Source organism: Pseudomonas sp. HP_08, assembly GCF_055284095.1.
Genome location: NZ_JBTOQC010000052.1, coordinates 174,964 through 193,833 on the forward strand (window position 1 = coordinate 174,964; position 18,870 = coordinate 193,833).

The following is an 18,870-nucleotide window of genomic DNA, read 5'->3' on the forward strand; positions in this document are numbered from 1 at the left end:
TTCAAGGAGATGGACCAGATGAAGATGAAATCCTGGATCGCAGGCGCTGCGATTGCCCTGAGTGTACTGCCCGGCATCAGCCAGGCGCGTGACACCATGCTGCTGTTGCCCTTCGACAAGGTGGTTCAGCAGATGACCCAGGAAGGCAAGCTCGACGGCAGCGTCAGGTTCTACCTGGCGGGCGTCACCCCGCGCGGCAAGGTCACCGTGGTCAGCCCCAACGCGGTCACCAACAAGAAGACCAACGCCTTCAACAAAAGCGACCCTGAAGCCTGCGAATGGGTGCTGCAATCGGCCATCCTGCAATTGAACGAAGCGGCCAAGGGCGCCGGCGCCAACGCCGTGACCAACATCGCCAGCTATTACAAGAAGATCGAGCGCAAGGACCCGGTGAACTTCGAATGCCACGCCGGCGCGTTCGTGGCGGGTGTCGCGCTGAAAGGCGACCTCAGCAAAATAAACTGACACACAGCCCCGTAGGACCGAGCGTAGAGCTCGCGAATGCTGACTATCAGTCACTGAATATGTTGAATATGCTGGCCTCTTCGCGAGCTTTACGCTCGCTCCTACGCAGTGGCCAGCTCGAAGAAGGCGTTGGCCATCGGTGATTGTTCGTCCTTGCGCCGTACCAGCCAGATCGGGCTGGTGGCGCCGGGGTCGAGCAAGGTGCGAAAGGCCACGCCTTCGATGCGCACCCGCTGGTACGACGCCGGCAATATCGTCACTCCCAGCCCCGCCGCCACCAGGCCGATAATCGTCATCGGTTCTCCTGCTTCCTGGGTGATCAACGGATTGAAACCCGCTGCCCGCGCCAGGCTCATCACTTGCGCGTACAAACCACTGCCGTAGGTGCGCGGGAAGAACACGAACGGTTCATGGGCCAGATCGGCCATGTGTACGCCGTCTTCACTGCGCAGCGCCAGCGGATGGTCGGCGCGCATATACGCCACCAATGGGTCACGCAGGATCTCGATGGCCACCAGCGAATCGGGCAACGGCAGCGGGCGCATGATGCCCACGTGCATGCTGCCGGCCTCCAGCCGCTCGACCACGTCCTGGCTGATCATTTCCTGCAGGGCCAGATGCACGGCCGGGTAAGCCTGGCGAAAGTTGAAGATCGCCTTGGGGATGCTGGAAATAAACGGCGCCGAGGCGGTAAAGCCGATCTTCAGCTCACCGAGTTCGCCCAACTGCGCACGCCGCGCCACATCGGCGGCCTTGTCGACCTGCGCCAGCACCAGACGCGCCTCATCGAGAAACAGGCGCCCGGCCTCGCTCAGCTCGACCCGACGATTGGTACGCTCGAATAACCGCGCGCCCAGTTCCTGCTCCAGCGCCTGGATCTGCTGGCTCAGCGGCGGCTGGGAAATGCCCAGCGCCTGCGCGGCGCGGCCAAAGTGCAGCTCTTCGGCAACGGCAATGAAGTACCGCAGATGGCGCAATTCCATAAAGCCTCGATCAAGTCGCAAAACCTATCAAACAGGTCGAACAATATATTGGATTGAATCATTAGCGGGCTATATGCTTTTTTCCATGCCAGTTTGTCGCACCCCGAGGTCCGCCGTGAATCCTGCACCAGCGCCGCTTGCCACCGAAACCCTGACGCCCGAAAGCCCCCTGCGCCCAGCCGATGTCATCAGCTATATCGAAAAGGGCACGCCGCAGTTCAAGCGCACGGCACTGGCGCTGTTCGCCGGTGGTTTTGCGACCTTCGCCTTGCTCTATTGCGTGCAGCCGATGATGCCGAGGCTGTCTCAGGAGTTTGCCATCAGCCCGACGCAAACCAGCCTGGTGCTGTCCATTTCGACGTTCATGCTCGCCATCGGCCTGCTGATCACCGGCCCCATTTCCGACCGCCTGGGGCGCAAGTCGGTGATGGTGCTGGCGATGTTCTGCGCAGCCATCGCCACACTGGCTAGCGCGCTGATGCCCAGCTGGGAAACCCTGCTGGCGACCCGGGCGCTGGTGGGCCTGTCGCTGAGCGGCCTGGCGGCGGTGGCGATGACTTACCTGAGCGAAGAGATCCATCCCACCCATCTGGGCCTGGCGATGGGCTTGTACATCGCCGGCAGTGCCGTGGGCGGTATGTCCGGGCGGCTGATCCTCGGGGTATTGATCGATTACGTGAACTGGCACGTCGCCCTGCTGGTGATCGGTAGCCTGGCGCTGATCGCAGCCGCAGTGTTCTGGCGCATCCTGCCCGAGTCACGCAACTTCCGCCCGCGCTCGCTGCACCCGCGCAGCCTGCTGGAAGGCTTTGTCGTGCAGTTTCGTGACCCCGGCCTGCCGCTGCTGTTTCTCGCGGGCTTTCTGCTCATGGGCGCCTCGGTCACCCTGTTCAACTACATTGCCTACCGCTTTCTGGAAGCACCGTACAACCTCAGCCAGGCCGTGGTCGGGCTGCTTTCGGTGGTCTACCTGTCGGGTATCTACAGCTCGGCGAAAATCGGCGGCCTGGCCGACACCCTCGGCCGGCGCAGAGTGCTGTGGGCCGTCATCGTACTGATGCTGGCGGGCTTAAGCCTGACCCTGTTCACACCGCTGGCCGTGGTGATGATCGGCGTGCTGATCTTCACCTTCGGTTTCTTCGGCGCCCACACCGTGGCCAGCAGCTGGGTCGGCCGCCGCGCCACCCGCGCCCGTGGCCAGGCCGCCTCGCTGTACCTGTTCTGCTACTACGTCGGCTCCAGCGTGGCCGGCACCGGCGGCGGCGTGTTCTGGCACCACGCGGGCTGGAACGGAATCGTGCTGTTTATCGGCTTGTTGCTGCTGCTGGCGCTGGGCGTGGCGTGGCGACTGGCGCGGTTGCAGCCGTTGAGTGGGAAGGATTAGTGACTCAGGTACACTGGCGCATCCGCCTGACCTGGTAAGGAAAACCGCCATGCGCCTCGACCACCTCCATCTGCAGAATTTTCGTTGCTACGAAGATGCTCATTTCGACTTTCAGCCGGGGTTCAATCTGGTGGTGGGGGTTAATGGCAGCGGAAAGACGTCGTTGTTGAAAGGGGTGGCGGCGAGTTTCAAGAACTTCATGGATTCGCTGGGTATTCGTAGCTCACTGCTATCTGAAGTAGACGTGCGATTTTCAATTGTCGACTTCGACAGCCAATTCCGCTTTGAACGTAGTTACCCTCTCACGCTTAAAGCGCAAGGCGCAGCCTTCGACTTTCCCGATTGGAAGATATCGCTGGAACGTAACACTCCAAATCCAAGTTACAGCGTTTCAATTAATCAAAGACTTCAAGAGCAACTAAAGACGCTGGATCCAAGCCTGCCTGTAGACCTTGCAGTCGTGGCGTTTTATCAGGCCAATCGCCGCTGGTCGACGAATGAAGCTCGCGTGGAACAGGCGGCACAAGAAAAGCCTTCCAGGCTGGATGCGTACAGGCAATGGTTTGATGCGGCTGCCAATCTGAAAGACTTTGAAAACTGGCTGATCGGTAAAACGCTCGAGCGCCTGCAAAAAATATCGCGAAAACCCTCTCTGGATAAATTCAGCGACGAACTTGAATGGCTCAACTCGGCGATCCAGTGCGCCCTGCCGTTCAAGAGCATCGAGTACGACATGGACCTGCGCAGTCTGATCGTCAACCTTGAAGACAAGACAATCCCGTTTAACGACCTCAGCGATGGGCAACGCGGAATGATCGCGCTGTTTGCCGATATTGCCCGCCGCATGTTTCTGCTTAACCCGCACCTGGGCAAAGATGCGTTAACAAAAACCACGGGCGTTATCATCATCGACGAGCTGGACATTCACCTGCATCCAGGCTGGCAACGCAGCATTGCTCCCGCCCTGCAAAAAGCCTTTCCCAGGATTCAATTCATTGCGGCCAGTCACTCGCCACAAATCATCGGCAGCCTGAAACCCGAACAAGTCATCCTGCTGCAGGATGGTGAAGGCTCGCACCCAAGGGTCACTTACGGGCTCGATTCCAGCAGCGTGCTTGAAGCGGTAATGGGCGTACCACAGCGCGCACCGGAAATTGAAGAGTTGCTGAACGAGCTGTTCTCTACCCTGGAAGACAATGACCTTGAACAGGCCCGGCAAAAACTTCAGGCCCTGAAAGACATAGCCCCGGACTTACCCGAGTTTGCAGGGGCCGAAGCCCTGATCAGGCGCAAGGAGATCATTGGCCGATGAAGCGGATTATCAAAGGAACTGAGCCCGCTTCCTTCAGCCGATGGAAAGAACAAGCCAATGCCGACTGGACACCTGTCTACCCTGACTTGCAGCACCCGGAAAAGCGCGAACTGCATCGCAGCCTGCTGCAAGAGCAGAACTTCTTCTGCTGTTACTGTGGACAGGCGATAACGCTGGAGAGCAGCCATATCGAGCACTTCAGGCCCCAGGAGCATTACCCCGAACTGGCGCTGGAGCATGCCAATCTTCATGCATCCTGCCTGCGTGAAACCAAACCGGGCAACCCTTTGCATTGCGGCCATCACAAGGGCAACTGGTTTGATGAGCAGGGTTACGCAGAACAACTGTTGCCTCCTTTCCCGACACCCTCAGCCTCCTGACGAATCAAGCCCCCACACCACTCTGAGGTGCAGTTGCTCGTCCTGTTTTTCCAGGGTCAAGGACTGCATCCGTGCGCCTTCGTGTTCGGCTTTGATCAGCCAGCCGAGCAGCGCGCGGGCTTCGCCCTTGAGGGTCATGCTCAGGCCTTGGTGCTCGCTTTGCATCTGTAGCAGTTCAAGGCCTGCGGCGCTGGCGTTGTCGCTCAAGCGGCCGGGCAGTGGCTGGCCGGACGGTGACGGCTGCGCAGGCCGGGCCTGTTGCAGTTGCGTCGCGAGTTGCAGGCGTTGCTGATAGACACGCTCGGCCTGTTGCAGGCGCTGCTGCGCCGGTTGCCACAGGCCCTTGAGCAGCAGCACGGCGAGCAGGCAGGCGGCGAGCATGATCAGCATTCGCAGGTTACGCCGGCTCAGTCGTTGCGCCAGTTGCGCCAGGGCCGGCGGCCATTGCATGTTTGCCATCAGGAAGCCCTCGCCGGGAGGATCAATAAGGCCTGCACGCCGTCGCGGTCTTTGCTGGCGCTGTCCAGGCTGATTGGCACGCCGCTCTGCTGGCTGCGTTCGCGCAGGCGTTCCAGTTCGCTGAAGTTGCCGGCGCGAATGCTCATTCTCCAGCCCTGGGCTGCATCGAATTCGATTCGCTGCACCTGAACACCGCTGCCGCCGATCAGCTCATCCACCCGTTGCAGCAAATCCGTCATTGCCCCGCGTTGTTGCGGGTCTTTGCCTTGCAGGGTCTTGAGTTGCGCCGACAGATCGACGATGCGCGTCTGCTCCGGGTACAACGTGCGAAAGCGCTGCAGGCTTTGCGCGTACAGGTCGGCGGCGCGCGCCTCAAGGTTGTGGCTGCGCACCAGGGTAAAGCCCCACGACAGCATGAACAGGCAAGCAAGCGTGAGCAGCCAGGGTTGCCAGCGCCAACGCCGTTGGGCAGGGCGAAACTCGCCTTGCAGCAGGTTGATCGCGTGGCCACCGTCGTGGCTGAGCAAGGCGCCGACGTCGATGTCACCCGCGAGGCAATGCCGGTCCTGCCAGTTGATCGCGTCCGGCAGATGCAATCGTGCGCAATCGAGTGCCTGGGCCGACAGCGCCAGCCGGCAGTCCAGCGCGCCACCGAGTAGCCAGCGCCCGGCCCACCACACGCCGCAGGGTTGATCGCCGGGCAACAGGTCGGCGTCGACCCGCACGCTGGCGACCTGGAGACCGGCCTCTTGCAGCGCACTCAACAGGGCGTGCAGCACCGGCCTGGCGATGATCAGCATGGGGTAACGGCGCTCGCCGTCGGGGCTGCCGATGGCGATGTGTACACCTTCAAGCTCTTCGCCCAGATGCTCCTCGATTGCATAGGCCAGGGCTTGTGCGCGGGGTTTTCTGCGGCCCGGCCAGGGCGCACTGCGCACCCAGCTGCAAAGCTCCATCGGCAAGATCACCTGCACGGCCTGCCCGTGCAGCAAGGGCCCGGCCTCAAGCAGCGTGCAACGGGCGTTCGCAACGCCGGGGGCGCCATGCATCACCGGCCAGTCGTTGGGCGCGGCATCAATGCCTTCAGGAGTGAAGTAAAGCCAGCGGTTCATGGGGACGAACTCTCGGTCGGTGCCAGCAGGCGGCGTTGAATGACCCGCGTACGCCGGGTGTTGGCGATACGCTCCAGATCGCTGACCAGTCGTAGCTGGCTGTTGGCGACACTGATGTCCACTGTGACCCTGAACCAGCGGCTGTTCACGTCCAGGCCATGGCTGGAAATGCCCAGCCCTCGTACAGCGGGGGCGTGGATGAAGGTTTCTATGTCGGCCCAACCCTGTGCAGGCCGCTGGCTGACCACGGCGCGGGCAGTGGCCGGCGTCATGTTTTCCAGGCTGGCCAGCACCTGTTCCGGGGCGGTATTGATGTTCAGGGCCGCCTGGCGCGGCAGTACCGCGACCCAGGGCAACAGGCGCTGCAAGTGCTCGCCTTGCAGTGACGGGATCCGTTGCAGCTGCGCGGCGTCGGTGAGGATGGCGCCGTTCAGGGCCGACAGGTCGAAGTCAGGAATGTCCAGGCTCGCCAGCAGCCGCGACCAGCGTTTCGCGCTGATGTCGTCCGTCTGCTCAGGCACGGCCAGGCGGCTCAGGTTGAAGCGCCCGCCGAGGTCTTCGATCGTCAGCCGGACCTTTAGATCCGGCAGTTGAAAGTGCCCGGGCTGGCGTGCCCAGTCCTGGCCCGGATGGAGTGTGCGGCCGTGTTGCGGGTCAATCTCCTGCAACCATTGCGCTGCCCGGTTTTCGGCCACCAGCGCGGCCTGGCGCAGGTGCAACTGATGCAGCTGCCGGGCGGTGCCTTGCAGTGTCAGCCGGTGACTGCGCAGCAGGCCGCCTACCACCAGCAACACCAGGCTGGTGACCAGCAACACACTGAGCAGCGCCACACCGCGCTGGCCGGTGCGGCTCATGACCCGTCGGCCAGCAAGATGACCCGGCGAATCTGCTCGAACGCGCCGAACGACAGGTTCAATTCCAGCGCACGCGGCCGCGCGGAACGCTCGCCTGCAGCCTCGTTGCGCCAGCCGCCCTGATCGTCATACAGCCGCCACTGCAGGCTGCGCACGTCGCTCAACAGCTTCTGCTTGTGTATCCCCGGCAGCTCAAGGCTGCGGCTGTAACGCCATAGCGTTGCCTGTTCGAGCACATAACTGACTTCCTGCCGCTCACCGCGCGCCAGCCGCATCGGGTTGCGCCAGTTGCCACGGCGCAGGTTCAACACACCCTGGCGCAGCAGCAGCGGTTGCCCGCTCGCCGGGGCGACGATCTGCCATGCATCACGCTCGATAACCGCTACCGCCCGGCGCAGCTCACGCAGGCTGTGCTCTTGCTGGCGGATCTGCTCCTGAACCCGGAACACACCGTCAAACAAGCGCACACTGGCCAGGCCAAGCAGGGTGAAGATGGCCAGGCTGACGAGGAGCTCCAGCAGGGTGAAACCGCGCTGGCGACTCATGGCTGCATGGCCTGGGCAGGCACGGCGATCCAGCTGCGGGTGCGGTAGACGCTGGCGGAATCCGCGGCGCGCAGCACCTCGATCTCGACACTGAGAAACCCGCCTTCGCGCTCGCGTTCAACCTGCTGGAGCAGGGTCCAGGATTGCCCGCCTAACGTGCGCGTCATCCGCTGCTGCCCCACCGCCGGTGGTTGCAGGCGCAGCTCGCTCAACTGGTTATCCGCCAGCCAGCCGGCAAACAGGCGCTCGCGCAATGCGCCGCTCTGGTTCAAGACAAACTGGCAGGCCGACAACACGGCAACCGCCAATACGGCGAACACCGCCAGCGCCACCATCACCTCGAGCAAGGTGAAGCCGCGCTCAGTGTTCATTGATCGTCACGGCACTCAGGCCGTCGCTGGAAAGACTCAGCCAGTGCTCGTGCATCGTTTCGTAGTGCAGCGTGAAGGCGCTGATCCGGTCGCTGCTGAGAATCAGCAATTGCGGCGCGAGCGCCCGCTCGTTCAGGCGCAGCGGCTGGCCTTCAAGCTCCAGACGAAAGCGCAACCCGTCGGGCAAACGATAGCTCGCCTGCACTCGCCACTCGGCGCCTTGCCAGGTCATCAGCCGGTAACCGTGCGCATCGAAGTGCAGGCCGTACTCTTGCCCCTGGGTCAGTGCATCGTCACGCAGTTGCTCGATCAGGCCGAGCAGCTCGCGGGCCTGCTGGCGCGCCTGCCGGGCGGGGCCGGCGTCGAAAACCGGCATGACCAGCGCCAGCAATACGCCAACCAGAACCATGACCACCAGCAGCTCCAGCAAGGTGAAGCCGCGGCCACGCAAGGGCATCATTCAGCGACCCGGTTGCTGATATCGGCGGCAAAGTCCTCACCGCCGGGCGCCCCGTCCGCGCCCCAGGAATACAGGTCGAACGGCGCACCGTCGGTGCCTGGGCTCAGGTAGTGATACGGCGTGCCCCAGGGATCGGCGGGCAGGCTTTTCAGGTAACCCCGCGGGTTCCAGTTTTTTGCCGGCGGCGTACCGGCAGGCCGTTTGACCAGTGCCTCCAGCCCTTGCCGGGTCGAGGGGTAGCTGAAGTTGTCGAGCCGGTACATTTCCAGCGCCGTGCTCAGGGCCTGAATATCGGTGCGCGCGGCGGTGACCTTGGCCTGGTCCGGGCGGCTCATGAATTGCGGGACCACCAGCGCGCCCAGCACGCCGATGATCACCATCACGACCATGATTTCGATCAGGGTAAAACCGCGTTGCCGGTGTTGTTCAAGGGTTGTCACAGGCTTAGCCCACCAGTTGATTGAGGTTAAGAATCGGCATCAGGATGGCCATGACGATCAGCAGCACCACGGCGCCCATGATCACCAGCATCGCCGGCTCGAACAGGCTGACCAGCAGCACGATGCTGGCCGCCAGGGTCTTTTCCTGTTGCCGAGCGGCGCGCTCGAGCAGGCGGTCGAGCTCGCCGGCGCGCTCGCCGCTGGCGATCATGTGCAGCATCAGCGGCGGGATATCACCGCCCTGTTCAAGGCTGCGGGTCAGGGTTTCGCCCTCACGGACACGACGCGCTACGTCTTGCATGCGTGCGCGAATCGGCAGGCTGCCGATCACTTGCGCAGCGATGTGCAGCGCATCGACCAGCGGCACGGCGCTCTTGCCCAGGATCGCCAGGGTGCTGGCAAAACGTGCAGCTTCCATGGCCTTGAGCACGCGCCCCAGCATCGGCAAGCGCAGCAGCCCGTGATGAAAATGCCAGCGCAACGCCGGCCGGCTCAGCGCCCAACGGCCCGACAGCACAAGGCCGATCAGCAGCGCCAGCAGCACCAGGCCATAACGGCGCAGCGCGCCACTGAGCATCAGCAGGCCCTCGGTCAGCAGCGGCAATGGCTGACCGCTGTCGACGAACACCTTGATCACATCCGGCACCACATAGCCGAGCAGAAAGCCGACGATGGCCAGTGATGCGCAAAGCAGAATCGCCGGGTAGACCAGCGCCAGCTGAATCTTCTGCCGCGACTGCTGGCGCGCCTCGGTGTAGTGCGCCAACTGTTCAAGCACCTGGCCGAGATGGCCACTGCGCTCACCGGCGGCGATGGTGGCGCGAAACAGGGCCGGAAAGGCGCGCGGGAACATCGCCAGTGCCGAGGCCAGGTCGTAGCCTTCGGTGATGCGGGTCCGCACCGCCGTCACCAAGTGGCTGACGCGGCGCTTTTCACTTTGCGCCGCCACCGCCTGCAAGGCCTCTTCAAGCGGCAGGCCGGCCTGGATCAGGGTCGACAGTTGCAGGGTCAACAAGGTCAGCTCGCCGGCGCGCAAGCGTTGCCCCGACGTGCCGCCCTTGCCGGGACGAACCTGCCCCGCTGCCGGGGTGATTGCGCTCGGCAACAGGCCTCGCTCGCGCAGCAGTTGCCGGGCGTGACGCGGGCTTTGCGCTTGTTGCTGGCCGCGGCAGCGACGACCTGCGCCATCCTGAGCCTGATAGTCGAATAGCCTCATGCTTCAGTCCTGAAGGCTGACGCGCAGCAGTTCATCGAGGCTGGTGCGGCCGGCGAGCACCAGGCGAAGGCCGTCCTGAAACAGGCTGCGCGAAGTGGTTCTGGCTTCGCTGACCAGCTCGGGCTCGCCGGCCGCGTTATGGATCATGCCGGCCAGTTGCGGCGTGATGCTGATCAATTCATAGAGGCCGATGCGCCCGCGATAACCTTGCCGGCAATGCTCGCAGCCCTGAGCCCTGAACAGCTGCGGTGACTGCGCGACGTCCAGGCCCAGACGCCGGCAGGCGGCCTGATCGGCGACATACGCGGTTTTGCATTGCTCGCACAGCGTGCGCACAAGACGCTGCGCCAGCACGCCCAGCAACGAAGACGCCAGCAGATAGGCGTCCACACCCATGTCCAGCAAGCGGGTGACCGCGCCCACCGCGCTGTTGGTGTGCAGGGTCGAGAGCACCAGATGCCCGGTCAAGGAGGCCTGTACGGCAATCTGCGACGTTTCGCGGTCGCGGATCTCACCGATCATCACCACATCGGGGTCCTGGCGCAGAATCGCACGCAGGCCACGCGCGAAGGTCATCTGCACTTTCGGGTTGACCGGCGTCTGGCCGATGCCCGGCAGGTGATACTCGACCGGGTCTTCGACGGTGAGGATATTGCGGGTCTGGTCATTGAGCCGGGTCAGGGCGGCATACAGGCTGGTGGTCTTGCCCGAGCCGGTGGGGCCGGTGACCAGAAAGATGCCGTGGGGCCGGGCCAGAATCTGCTCGAACTGCGCCAGGGTGTCCGGCGCCATGCCCAGTTGTTGCAGGTCCAGGCCGGCCCTGCGCTTGTCGAGCAAACGCAGCACCACCCGCTCGCCATGCGCGCAGGGCAATGTCGACACCCGCACATCGACCTCGTGCCCGGCCAGCCGCAAGGCCATACGGCCATCCTGCGGCACGCGCTTTTCAGCGATGTCCAGCCGCGACATGACCTTGAGCCGCGACACCAGCAGGTTGGCCAGTTCGCGGCGCGGCCTGAGCACTTCGCGCAACTGGCCATCGACGCGAATGCGCACCGACAGGCTGTGCTCGAAGGTCTCCAGATGCACGTCCGAGGCCTTTTCGCGCACCGCCTCGCTGAGCAAGGCATTGATCAGGCGGATGATCGGTGCATCGCCTTCCTGCTCCAGCAGGTCGGCGGTCTGCGGCACCTGCCCGGCGATCTGCAGCAGGTCGAGTTCATCGTCCAGGCCTTGGGCAACGTCCTCGGCGGCGCTCTGGCCATCGCTGTAAACGCAGGCCAGGTGGCTGGCAAACTGCGCGGCATCCAGCACTTGCCAGGCCATCTCGCGGCGGCCCAGCAGGCGTTGCGCCTCCGACAGGGCGCTGAGCGGTGTGTCGGCGCGGATCGACAGCGTCGCCTGTCCGTCGGCCGCTTCGCAAAGCACCCCGAACCGGCGGGCGAAGCCGAATGGCAGCAACTGATTCATGGCTGCTCGCCTGCGCGCTTGAACAACCCGTCCACCGGGGCCTCGCGGCGCGCGTCGAACAGGTGCCCGGCTTCGGCGGGCAGCCACAGCGGGTTTGTGCGGTTTTCGTCGCGGCCCAGTTCACGCATCAACCGGTAGCGCGCCTGGGTCACCTCGCCAAGGTCTTGCTTGCCGCGCACGATGGTCGGGCGCAGGAAAATCATCAGGTTGGTTTTCTCGCGGGTCTCGCTGCTCCAGCGAAACAGGGCGCCCAGCCAGGGAATGCTGCGCAACAGCGGCACACCGCTTTCACGACTGCGCACACTGTCCTTGATCAACCCGCCGATGACGATGATCTGCCCGTCGTCGGCCAGAATCGTGCTTTTGAGGGCGCGCTTGTTGGTGATGAGGTCATTGAGGCCCTCGACCGAACTGGCGATCTCGGAGTTTTCCTGCTCGACCTCAAGACGCAGCGTGTCACCGTCATTGATGTGCGGCCGGATCTTCAGCTTGATGCCGATATCCTGACGGGTGACGGTGGTATAGGGGTTTTCCGAGCCGCTGCCGGGAGTCTGGTAAGAGCCGCTTTTGAACGGCACGTTCTGGCCGACGAGAATCTCTGCCTCCTGGTTATCCAGGGTCAGCAGGCTGGGTGTGGACAACACATTGTTGCGGGTGTCGCTGGCCAGCGCGTTGATCAGCACCCCGAAACGGTCGCCGCCCACGCGCAGTACGGCACCGTCGGGCACCTTGAAATCGTCGCCCGACAGGCTGACGCCGGCACCGGGAAAATTGATCGCCCCCAGCAGGCTGCCGGTGTGTGCGCCCCATTGCACACCCAGCGCATTGCCGATATCGCCAGACACCTCGATGATCGCCGCATGAATCAACACCTGTGAGCGCGGCCGGTCAAGCTGCTCGACAACGCTCTCCAGCGTGCGCAGTTGCGCAGGCTCTGCGATCAACACCAGCGCGTTCTGGCTGTCGTCGGACTTGACCAGCGCCTGGCTGGCCGAGGCGGCGCCCTTCTCGTGCTCCTGCGTCGGGGCAGGCGCCAGCGCATCAAGCACCTCGGCCAACTGCCGGGCATCGCTGTGGCGCAGGCGGATGACCCGCGAGTTATCGGCATTGGCCGAGGCCGGCGTGTCCAGGTCCCTGGCCAACCGCTCAAGGCGCTGGCGCGTTGGCGCATTGCCGACCAGCACCAGACGGTTATTGCGCACATCGGCAATCACCAGGTTGCCAGCGTCGAGCCCTTGCTTGCCGAGCGATTGCTCCAGCACCCGGGCCAACGCTTGCGCCAGCCCGTGGCGCAAGCTCACCACGCTGTGGCCACTTTTGTGGCCGGAATCGAGACGGGCGATCAGCGCGGCGATACGCCGTACGTTGCCGGCGGTATCGGTGACCACCAGCGCGTTGCTTGAGGCTGACGGGCCGACATAGCCGTTGGCTGACACCAATGGCCGCAATAACGCCGCCAGGTCGGCGGCAACACTGTGGTTCAGGGCGATGACGTCGGTGACGAACTGGCCGTTCTGCGCGGTGCCGTTGTCGACCTGGCTGGCGCGTGTCCTGGCGTCTGTCGCCGGGGTGATCAGAATGCGTTCACCTTCGTCGATGACCGTGAAGTTATGCGCGTCCAGCACCGAATAGAACAGCCGGCGCACGCCTTCGCGGTCCAGCGCCTGATCCGACATCACGGTGATACGCCCTTGCACCCGAGGATCGAGCACCACGGTCGCGCCCAGAATCGAGGACATTTCGCGCACCACATCACGCAACTCGGCATCGTTCATTGCCAGTTGCCACTGGGGCACCGTGTCCGCCGCCCGACTGCTGCCGCATGCCGCGCAGCAGAGCAAAACGCAGCAGATCAGCCGTTTGCAGCGGGCAACACTGGCAGAGCTATTCATCTTTTACCTTGGTGGCGACCGTGGGTCGCAGGTGTAAGTGAGTCGATTGCGCAGGCAGGCCAGCAGCCCTGGCTATCGGCGCTGCGGGGCCGGCCAGTGGCAAGACTTCCTCACGGCCATTGCGCCACAACAGCACCCGGTCGGCCTCGATGCGGCGCAACACGCTGCCGCTGGGTAAACGTTCGCCTACGCCATAACTGCGCTGGCTGCCGGCCACCGCCAACAGCGCCCGGGACTCACCGGTGCTGGCGGCGAAAATGCCGCTCAGCACGGCCGAGTCCGTACTTGGCCTCGGCGCCTCGTGTGCCTCAAAGCCCAGAACGATCAGCAAGGCACCGGGGTCAGGCGCCGCCAACAGCGGCGGCGACGGCGTCGCAGCGTTCTTGAGTGCAGGCAGCGGCGCCAATGCCTGGCGATAGCGCCTTTCGTCCAGCCACAGGTAAACGCCATGGCCCAGGGTCAGCGCCAGTAACAGGCACCACAGCCCGCCTGGGTGAATGTTCAACGCCACATGCGGCCTATCACCGGAGTGCCCGCCCACTGGTGCTTGATCACCGCCGCGATGTGCAACGCGATCAGGGCCGCCAGAACCACACAACTGCCGATATGCAGCCGGGCGAACCGCGTCAGGTACGCAGGCGAGGTCAGCAGCGGATCAATGTGAACAAGGCCAAACACGCTGAAGCCCTGACCCATCATCAGGACACCGCTGCCCAGCACCACAGCGGTCACGGCATAGAGTGCGCCGTGCGCGATAAGCGCCAGCCACTGTTGCAGGGTTTTCGAACAAGGCGCTGCACGCGCAGCCCGCCGGATAGCCAGGCAGCACCTCAAGATGAAAAAGGGAATGAACGCTGCGGTCAGTGACACATTGAAAGCGGTCAGGTCTTTTTTCAATGAGGCGGGTAGATCAAGTACCAGAACAGAACTTCCGCTGATCAGCGTCCATAAAATAACGGCAGCCGATAACCAATGCAGATAGATCTGCACTCGGGAATAAGGAGTGGACAACGTCATGCGATAAATTCCAATTGCCTGACAACTTCGAACGGCCCTGCCGGACCATTCAAAGTTTCAGGCGGTTTATTACTTGAGGAGCCAGGCATCTTGCCAGTGAGTACCGGTGCCCGGTTTATAGTGATGCGCGTTGATCGTACACCAGCCCGAAGCCGGGAATGGCTTGCACTCGTAGACTTTACCGTCTTCAGGCTGCAACACGGTCGTGCCGGCCACATAGGTTTCGATGCCCTGTGGATAAATCGCATCGTAGGGCTGGCCGCCGCCTTCACCGGTCACTTCCAGGGCCTGGAGCGCCTGGCGCGTGGTCCGGCCATCGCGCGTGACGCCAATCAGCTTGAGCTGGTGCCTGCCCGGCTCACTGAGCAGGCCGATGTTCAGCGTGGCACTGCCGGCGTCCATGCTGTGTGTCACCGCACCCACTGCCTTGTTGCTGGCATCGAAAACCGTCGCCTCGATGTCCATGTCGCGGTTGCTGGCCACGGTCAGCGGCAACATGCCCCGGCCCTTGACCAGTTCCAGGGTGTCAGGAATCGTCTGAATACTCAGTTCGGCCTGCGTATCGTCGACCAGCTCTATCTGCAATTCGTAGCGGTTAACACCGCTTTCGGCCTTGGCGTATAGGTTGTTGGCGCCGCGCACAGGCTCGATGGTGCCGTCCTCGCCGCGTACACCGGCGCGCACCAGCGTCTGGGCGGCGTTGATTTGCCCGGCCAGCCTGAACGACCAGTTCTGCGCCTTGCCGTCTTCTTCGCTGGCGATGATGAGCTGCGAACTCAACTCTGCACTTTCACCCTCGGCGGTCAGCGCCCGGGCCGTGACCTTGTCGCCCACCCACAAATCATCGCGCGGCGTAATGTTGCCGACAGGGCGCCAGCCATCGGGGTTTCCGGTGTCCGCGACGATGTTCACATCGACCACATCGTGAAAGGCGCCCGGTGTGTCGTGAACGGTCCAGATGCCCAGAATGACGTGATGGCCGCTGCGGTCATCGGGTATCTGGCACGTGTGTTTTTCACGGCCCGGCCCTTCGCTGCCCTGCGCCTGGTCGGTCGGCAAGCGGCCGCCGGCGTCGACCACGCAGAACGGGGTCAGCTCGAATGCCTCGCGTGCCAGAACGGCGTTAGGGTTCCAGCCGTTTTGCGTGATGAAGTATTCATACTTGGTCGCCGGGTGAGTGGCTTTGTAGTACCAGGCGAAGCTGATCGTACGGTCCTTGATTTCGGTCTGGTGCCAGCGGGTGGCCGACTGAATATCCAGGGCGGCGAATTGCGACAGCGCCCCGCTGGCAATCTTGCCGTCCGGCACACCGGTCGCCGGAAAGCCCTTGGCCGTTTCACCGACGCTCTGCGGTTCGTATTGCGCGGCGCCGCAGTCTTTGTTCAGGCCCTTCTGGCAAGCAAAGGCGCGTGAAGGTGGATCGCTCAGATAACCGTGTGCTGCGGCCTGTTGCGCAGCCATTAGTGCAACAACAAACGTAAGGGAAGATACCCTTGTCGAGTTCAAGGTCGGTTGCGACATTATTCATTTATCCCGTTTAGTTCCGGCACATTGGTTTTGTCATCGGGGTTGTTATGGGGTTGTTGTCATGGGCTCGTTGCCCTGCCACACCGTACCCGCATGACACTCTTGTTGACGCCGTTAACAGCGCCGCTGACGAATGACCAAAGTCTATGTAAACGAGAATTTATATGTGTAGGATGCCGCCTCAGGCGGGCGAGGAAACTTCCGATAACTACGCAGGAAGTAGCCCACGAACATCGACGTTAGTTGCCGGAACCTTGCAGGATATAAAAACGCCCGGCGAAGGCCGGGCGTTTTTACACTATCAATGCTGATCAGCCGTGATACTGCGCCGACAACTCATGCACCGCGTTGATGAAGGCACCGGCATGCGCCGGGTCGACTTCCGGGGTAATGCCGTGACCGAGGTTGAACACATGGCCGGTGCCATGCCCGTAGCTGGCCAGAATGCGCCCCACTTCCTGGCGGATGGCTTCGGGGCGGGCGTAGAGCACGGTCGGGTCCATGTTGCCTTGCAGCGCGACCTTGTCACCGACCCGGGCGCGGGCCTGGCCGATGTCGCAGGTCCAGTCCAGGCCCAGCGCGTCGGCACCGGCGTCGGCGATGCTTTCCAGCCACAGTCCGCCACCCTTGGTGAACAGGATGACCGGCACCTTGCGGCCATCGTGTTCGCGGATCAGGCCGCTGACGATCTTGCGCATGTAGGCCAGCGAGAACTCCTGGTACGCCGCCGCCGAAAGGCTGCCGCCCCAGCTGTCGAAAATCTGCACGGCCTGGGCACCGGCGCGGATCTGGCCGTTGAGGTAGGCGGTAACCGACTGCGCCAGCTTGTCGAGCAGCAGGTGCATGGCGTGCGGGTTTTCGTAGAGCATGGCCTTGGACTTGCGGAAGTCCTTGGACGAGCCGCCCTCGACCATATAAGTAGCCAGGGTCCACGGGCTGCCGGAGAAACCGATCAGCGGTACACGGCCATTGAGTTCGCGATGAATGGTGCTGACCGCGTCCATCACATAGCCCAGGTCCTTGTGCGGATCGGGGATCGGCAAGGCTTCAATGTCGGCCAGGGTGCTGACGGTCTTTTTGAAGCGCGGGCCTTCGCCGGTCTCGAAATACAGGCCCAGGCCCATGGCATCGGGAATGGTCAGGATGTCGGAGAACAGGATGGCTGCGTCCAGCGGATAACGCTCAAGCGGTTGCAGGGTGACTTCACAGGCGAACGCAGGGTTCATGCACAGGCTCATGAAATCGCCGGCCTTGGCACGGCTGGCGCGGTATTCCGGCAGATAGCGACCGGCCTGGCGCATCATCCAGACAGGCGTCACATCCACGGGTTGCTTGAGCAGGGCACGAAGGAAACGGTCGTTCTTCAGGGCAGTCATGTCGGCATCCGCAATAAAAGTGCCGGCATTAAAGCAGCCTCGAGCGGCAAGCTTCAAGCGGCAAGCTATAAAGCCGACCGCGTACAACTTGAAGCTTGTCGCTTACCGCTTACCGTTGGCGTCGTCAGACGCCCAGATAATCGAGGATGCCTTCGGCGGCGTTGCGGCCTTCGAAGATGGCGGTCACGACCAGGTCGGAACCGCGCACCATGTCACCACCGGCGAAGATTTTCGGGTTGCTGGTCTGGTGCTTGAACTTGCCTTGTTCAGGCGCCACGACGCGGCCCTGGCTGTCGGTGCGGATGTCGAACTGCTCGAACCATGGCGCAGGGCTTGGGCGAAAACCGAAAGCGATGACCACGGCATCGGCCGGGATGATTTCTTCGGAACCCGGAATCGGCTCGGGGCTGCGACGGCCACGGGCGTCAGGTTCGCCCAGACGGGTTTCGACGACTTTGACGCCCTCGACCTTGTCCTCGCCGACGATGGCGATGGGCTGACGGTTATAGAGGAATTTCACGCCTTCTTCCTTGGCGTTCTTCACCTCTTTGCGCGAGCCGGGCATGTTCTCTTCGTCACGACGATACGCACAGGTCACGGCCTTGGCGCCCTGGCGGATCGAGGTGCGGTTGCAGTCCATCGCGGTGTCGCCGCCGCCCAGAACCACGACCTTCTTGCCCTTCATGTCGATGAAGTCTTCCGGGGCCTTTTCAAAGCCCAGGTTGCGGTTGACGTTGGCGATCAGGAAATCCAGTGCATCGTAAACGCCTGGCAGATCTTCACCGGCAAAGCCGCCCTTCATGTAGGTGTAGGTGCCCATGCCCATGAACACGGCATCGTATTCGGCGAGCAACTGCTCGAGGGTCACGTCCTTGCCGACTTCCATATTCAGGCGGAACTCGATGCCCATGCCGGTGAAGACTTCACGGCGGTGGCTGAGCACGCTCTTTTCCAGCTTGAACTCGGGGATGCCGAAGGTCAGCAGACCACCGATTTCCGGGTTCTTGTCGAACACCACCGGCGTCACGCCGCTGCGCACCAGGACGTCGGCGCAGCCCAGGCCCGCAGGACCGGCACCGATAATGGCCACGCGCTTGCCGGTCGGCACCACGCGCGACATGTCCGGGCGCCAGCCCATGGCGAAGGCGGTGTCGGTGATGTACTTCTCGACCGAGCCGATGGTCACGGCGCCAAAGCCGTCGTTCAGGGTACAGGCCCCTTCACACAGACGGTCTTGCGGGCACACGCGGCCGCAGACTTCCGGCAGGGTGTTGGTCTGGTGCGACAGCTCGGCGGCGGCCAGGATGTTGCCTTCCGACACCAGCTTGAGCCAGTTGGGAATGAAGTTGTGCACCGGGCACTTCCATTCGCAATACGGGTTACCGCACCCCAGGCAACGGTGAGCCTGGTCGACGGACTGCTGGGGCTTGAAGGGTTCGTAGATTTCCACGAACTCTTTCTTGCGCTGACGCAGCAGCTTCTTCTTCGGATCTTTACGTCCGACATCAAGGAACTGGAAGTCATTACTCAGACGTTCAGCCATTTTTTGCCCCTCAGGGCAGCTTCAAGCTTCGAGCTTCAAGCTGCAAGAATCACGTTCTAATCAA

20 protein-coding genes are annotated in these 18,870 nt (G+C 62.8%); 4 read left to right on the plus strand and 16 right to left on the minus strand.

All coding sequences use genetic code 11. The annotated features are described in order from the left end of the window. The first annotated feature begins 18 nt into the window (after window positions 1–18). A complete protein-coding gene (locus ACYAS9_RS28550; RefSeq protein WP_463571858.1) occupies window positions 19–465 on the plus strand; it encodes an excinuclease in 447 nt (148 codons plus the stop codon). A gap of 101 nt (window positions 466–566) precedes the next feature. On the opposite strand, the gene ACYAS9_RS28555 is transcribed toward ACYAS9_RS28550, so the two are convergent. Then, complete coding sequence (locus ACYAS9_RS28555; protein ID WP_463571859.1) at window positions 567–1,448, minus strand: LysR family transcriptional regulator; 882 nt, start codon at window positions 1,446–1,448, stop codon at window positions 567–569. Between the two features lie 115 nt (window positions 1,449–1,563). On the opposite strand from ACYAS9_RS28555, the gene ACYAS9_RS28560 reads away from it, so the two are divergent. From ACYAS9_RS28560 to ACYAS9_RS28570, 3 genes are read left to right on the plus strand one after another with little or no spacing between them, the layout of a single operon-like run. Then, on the plus strand, window positions 1,564–2,832 hold the full coding sequence (locus ACYAS9_RS28560) for an MFS transporter (RefSeq protein ID WP_463571860.1): 1,269 nt from the start codon (window positions 1,564–1,566) through the stop codon (window positions 2,830–2,832). A gap of 49 nt (window positions 2,833–2,881) precedes the next feature. Further along, on the plus strand, window positions 2,882–4,144 hold the full coding sequence (locus ACYAS9_RS28565; protein WP_463571861.1) for an AAA family ATPase: 1,263 nt from the start codon (window positions 2,882–2,884) through the stop codon (window positions 4,142–4,144). After that, complete coding sequence (locus ACYAS9_RS28570; RefSeq protein WP_463571862.1) at window positions 4,141–4,524, plus strand: retron system putative HNH endonuclease; 384 nt, start codon at window positions 4,141–4,143, stop codon at window positions 4,522–4,524. The genes ACYAS9_RS28565 and ACYAS9_RS28570 overlap by 4 nt, the downstream gene beginning before the upstream one ends. Here ACYAS9_RS28570 and gspM read toward each other — a convergent pair. From gspM to ACYAS9_RS28645, 15 genes are all read right to left on the minus strand, one after another. Further along, complete coding sequence (gene gspM, locus ACYAS9_RS28575) at window positions 4,513–4,983, minus strand: type II secretion system protein GspM (protein WP_463571863.1); 471 nt, start codon at window positions 4,981–4,983, stop codon at window positions 4,513–4,515. The two genes, ACYAS9_RS28570 and gspM, sit on opposite strands and share 12 nt — an antisense overlap. Beyond that, entirely contained in the window at window positions 4,983–6,095 is a 1,113-nt protein-coding gene (gene gspL, locus ACYAS9_RS28580) for a type II secretion system protein GspL (RefSeq protein ID WP_463571864.1), read from the minus strand. The genes gspM and gspL overlap by 1 nt, the downstream gene beginning before the upstream one ends. Next, window positions 6,092–6,949 carry a type II secretion system minor pseudopilin gene (locus ACYAS9_RS28585; protein ID WP_463571865.1) on the minus strand — a complete coding sequence of 286 codons (858 nt, stop codon included), beginning with the start codon at window positions 6,947–6,949 and terminating at the stop codon, window positions 6,092–6,094. Before ACYAS9_RS28585 ends, gspL begins: the two co-directional genes overlap by 4 nt. Further along, window positions 6,946–7,494, minus strand: a complete 549-nt coding sequence (locus tag ACYAS9_RS28590) for a type II secretion system protein GspJ (RefSeq protein ID WP_463571866.1) — start codon at window positions 7,492–7,494, stop codon at window positions 6,946–6,948. The genes ACYAS9_RS28585 and ACYAS9_RS28590 overlap by 4 nt, the downstream gene beginning before the upstream one ends. Next, a complete protein-coding gene (gene gspI / locus ACYAS9_RS28595; RefSeq protein ID WP_463571867.1) occupies window positions 7,491–7,865 on the minus strand; it encodes a type II secretion system minor pseudopilin GspI in 375 nt (124 codons plus the stop codon). The genes ACYAS9_RS28590 and gspI overlap by 4 nt, the downstream gene beginning before the upstream one ends. Then, window positions 7,855–8,325, minus strand: a complete 471-nt coding sequence (gspH, locus tag ACYAS9_RS28600) for a type II secretion system minor pseudopilin GspH (protein WP_463571868.1) — start codon at window positions 8,323–8,325, stop codon at window positions 7,855–7,857. The genes gspI and gspH overlap by 11 nt, the downstream gene beginning before the upstream one ends. Further along, a complete protein-coding gene (gene gspG / locus ACYAS9_RS28605) occupies window positions 8,322–8,765 on the minus strand; it encodes a type II secretion system major pseudopilin GspG (protein WP_463571869.1) in 444 nt (147 codons plus the stop codon). Before gspG ends, gspH begins: the two co-directional genes overlap by 4 nt. A 4-nt stretch (window positions 8,766–8,769) precedes the next feature. Continuing rightward, on the minus strand, window positions 8,770–9,981 hold the full coding sequence (gene gspF, locus ACYAS9_RS28610; RefSeq protein WP_463571870.1) for a type II secretion system inner membrane protein GspF: 1,212 nt from the start codon (window positions 9,979–9,981) through the stop codon (window positions 8,770–8,772). Window positions 9,982–9,984: 3 nt separating this feature from the next. After that, complete coding sequence (gene gspE, locus ACYAS9_RS28615) at window positions 9,985–11,451, minus strand: type II secretion system ATPase GspE (RefSeq protein ID WP_463571871.1); 1,467 nt, start codon at window positions 11,449–11,451, stop codon at window positions 9,985–9,987. Beyond that, window positions 11,448–13,343 (minus strand): type II secretion system secretin GspD, encoded by a 1,896-nt coding sequence (gspD, locus tag ACYAS9_RS28620; protein WP_463571872.1) that lies wholly within the window; start codon window positions 13,341–13,343, stop codon window positions 11,448–11,450. Before gspD ends, gspE begins: the two co-directional genes overlap by 4 nt. Next, entirely contained in the window at window positions 13,336–13,848 is a 513-nt protein-coding gene (locus ACYAS9_RS28625) for a type II secretion system protein N (RefSeq protein ID WP_463571873.1), read from the minus strand. Before ACYAS9_RS28625 ends, gspD begins: the two co-directional genes overlap by 8 nt. Continuing rightward, window positions 13,845–14,333, minus strand: a complete 489-nt coding sequence (locus ACYAS9_RS28630; RefSeq protein WP_463571874.1) for a cytochrome b/b6 domain-containing protein — start codon at window positions 14,331–14,333, stop codon at window positions 13,845–13,847. Before ACYAS9_RS28630 ends, ACYAS9_RS28625 begins: the two co-directional genes overlap by 4 nt. A 96-nt stretch (window positions 14,334–14,429) precedes the next feature. After that, window positions 14,430–15,881 (minus strand): N-acetylglucosamine-binding protein GbpA, encoded by a 1,452-nt coding sequence (gene gbpA, locus ACYAS9_RS28635; protein ID WP_463571875.1) that lies wholly within the window; start codon window positions 15,879–15,881, stop codon window positions 14,430–14,432. Between the two features lie 317 nt (window positions 15,882–16,198). Next, window positions 16,199–17,263, minus strand: a complete 1,065-nt coding sequence (hemE, locus tag ACYAS9_RS28640) for a uroporphyrinogen decarboxylase (protein WP_463571876.1) — start codon at window positions 17,261–17,263, stop codon at window positions 16,199–16,201. A 124-nt stretch (window positions 17,264–17,387) separates the two neighbouring features. Then, a complete protein-coding gene (locus ACYAS9_RS28645) occupies window positions 17,388–18,806 on the minus strand; it encodes an FAD-dependent oxidoreductase (RefSeq protein ID WP_459746787.1) in 1,419 nt (472 codons plus the stop codon). Window positions 18,807–18,870: the final 64 nt, after the last annotated feature.

What these genes read in the sequence shown, in the direction of transcription:
- gspD (WP_463571872.1), bottom strand. Translation starts at nt 13,343, where the DNA reads ATGAATAGCTCTGCCAGTGTTGCCCGCTGCAAACGGCTGATCTGCTGC.
- gspE (WP_463571871.1), bottom strand. Translation starts at nt 11,451, where the DNA reads ATGAATCAGTTGCTGCCATTCGGCTTCGCCCGCCGGTTCGGGGTGCTT.
- ACYAS9_RS28570 (WP_463571862.1), top strand. Translation starts at nt 4,141, where the DNA reads ATGAAGCGGATTATCAAAGGAACTGAGCCCGCTTCCTTCAGCCGATGG.
- ACYAS9_RS28550 (WP_463571858.1), top strand. Translation starts at nt 19, where the DNA reads ATGAAGATGAAATCCTGGATCGCAGGCGCTGCGATTGCCCTGAGTGTA.
- ACYAS9_RS28645 (WP_459746787.1), bottom strand. Translation starts at nt 18,806, where the DNA reads ATGGCTGAACGTCTGAGTAATGACTTCCAGTTCCTTGATGTCGGACGT.
- gspF (WP_463571870.1), bottom strand. Translation starts at nt 9,981, where the DNA reads ATGAGGCTATTCGACTATCAGGCTCAGGATGGCGCAGGTCGTCGCTGC.
- gspL (WP_463571864.1), bottom strand. Translation starts at nt 6,095, where the DNA reads ATGAACCGCTGGCTTTACTTCACTCCTGAAGGCATTGATGCCGCGCCC.
- ACYAS9_RS28585 (WP_463571865.1), bottom strand. Translation starts at nt 6,949, where the DNA reads ATGAGCCGCACCGGCCAGCGCGGTGTGGCGCTGCTCAGTGTGTTGCTG.
- hemE (WP_463571876.1), bottom strand. Translation starts at nt 17,263, where the DNA reads ATGACTGCCCTGAAGAACGACCGTTTCCTTCGTGCCCTGCTCAAGCAA.
- ACYAS9_RS28590 (WP_463571866.1), bottom strand. Translation starts at nt 7,494, where the DNA reads ATGAGTCGCCAGCGCGGTTTCACCCTGCTGGAGCTCCTCGTCAGCCTG.
- gspI (WP_463571867.1), bottom strand. Translation starts at nt 7,865, where the DNA reads ATGAACACTGAGCGCGGCTTCACCTTGCTCGAGGTGATGGTGGCGCTG.
- gbpA (WP_463571875.1), bottom strand. Translation starts at nt 15,881, where the DNA reads ATGTCGCAACCGACCTTGAACTCGACAAGGGTATCTTCCCTTACGTTT.
- gspH (WP_463571868.1), bottom strand. Translation starts at nt 8,325, where the DNA reads ATGATGCCCTTGCGTGGCCGCGGCTTCACCTTGCTGGAGCTGCTGGTG.
- ACYAS9_RS28555 (WP_463571859.1), bottom strand. Translation starts at nt 1,448, where the DNA reads ATGGAATTGCGCCATCTGCGGTACTTCATTGCCGTTGCCGAAGAGCTG.
- gspM (WP_463571863.1), bottom strand. Translation starts at nt 4,983, where the DNA reads ATGGCAAACATGCAATGGCCGCCGGCCCTGGCGCAACTGGCGCAACGA.
- ACYAS9_RS28565 (WP_463571861.1), top strand. Translation starts at nt 2,882, where the DNA reads ATGCGCCTCGACCACCTCCATCTGCAGAATTTTCGTTGCTACGAAGAT.